At 68.7% G+C, this 1,154-nt stretch carries 3 protein-coding genes; 2 read left to right on the forward strand and 1 reads right to left on the reverse strand.

All coding sequences use genetic code 11. The features are described 5' to 3' along the window. On the reverse strand, positions 1–262 hold a 262-nt coding region (locus ACWDNU_RS46510; RefSeq protein WP_449673531.1), incomplete at its 3' end, for a TetR/AcrR family transcriptional regulator. Positions 263–341: 79 nt separating this feature from the next. Here ACWDNU_RS46510 and ACWDNU_RS46515 point away from each other — a divergent pair. Together ACWDNU_RS46515 and ACWDNU_RS46520 are read left to right on the forward strand one after the other, a co-directional pair. Continuing rightward, positions 342–764, forward strand: a complete 423-nt coding sequence (locus tag ACWDNU_RS46515; protein WP_355284230.1) for a VOC family protein — start codon at positions 342–344, stop codon at positions 762–764. 70 nt (positions 765–834) lie between these two features. Beyond that, positions 835–1,154, forward strand: a 320-nt coding sequence (locus tag ACWDNU_RS46520; protein WP_449673532.1) for a DUF3417 domain-containing protein, incomplete at its 3' end; no start/stop codon positions are given.

The raw sequence follows: 1,154 nt of genomic DNA on the forward strand, positions 1-1,154 counted from the left end.
GGGCCCACGGATCGCGCTCGGCGTCGGCGGCCGCGGCGACCTGCTCGCCGACCTCCTGCTGCACCTGGGTGAGGACCGCGCGGAACAGCTCGGCCTTGCTGTCGAAGTGGTGGTAGAGCGCGCCCTTGGTGACACCCGACGCCGACACGATCTCCGACAGGCCAACGGCGGCATAGCCTTTCGCGGCGAACAGCCGCCTGCTCTGCGTCACCAGCACCCGCCGCGTCTCCTCGCGCTGTCGTGCCCGCGCCGTGGCTGTCATCCGCCGTCCTCCCATTGACCTACCAGTGGTATGTGAACTAGCCTACGACACATACCATCGGTATGTGAAAGGAAAAGTCATGGCACTGAGCAGCTTCTACCCGGTTCTGGCCACCTCCCGGATCGCGGAGTCCCGCGACTTCTACACGCGCTGGTTCGGCTTCGAGATCACCTTCGAGGCCGACTGGTACGTCAGCCTCCGCCGCCCCGCCCGCGACGCCGAGCCCGCCTACGAACTGGCCCTGCTCGATCCCACCCACCCCACCATCCCCGAGGGCTACGGCAAGCCGGTCCAGGGTCTGGTCCTGAACTTCGAGGTCGACGACGTCGACGCCGAATGGCACCGTCTGGTCGAAACCGGCGGCCTGCACCCCGAACTCGCGCTCCGCACCGAGGACTTCGGCCAGCGCCACTTCATCGTCAGCGACCCCTCGGGCGTCCTGATCGACGTCATCACGGAGGTCCCGCCCACTCCCGAGTTCGCCGCCCAGTTCACCGGGTAGAACCGGCTGGATCGACGACGCTCGGGCTCCCGAACAGCATCCGGGCGCGACACTCGGTACTCTTTGGCGGGTGAAGGCACTTCGTCGGTTCACTGTCCGTGCCCATCTGCCGGAGCGGCTCACCGCGCTGGGCGAGTTGTCGACGAACCTGCGGTGGTCGTGGCACGGCCCGACGCAGGATCTGTTCGCCGACCTCGACCCGGAGCTGTGGCGCGCGGTCGGCCAGGATCCGGTTCGGATGCTGGGTGAGGTTCCCGCCGAGCGGCTCGACGCGCTCGCCGCCGATGCCGGGTATGTCGCCCGGGTGGACGCGGCCGCCGACGGGCTGCGCGACTATCTGGCGCGGCCGCGCTGGTTCCAGCAGCAGACCGGGACGAATGTCGCCGGGAT

The sequence above is a fragment of the Amycolatopsis sp. NPDC003676 genome (assembly GCF_053587275.1).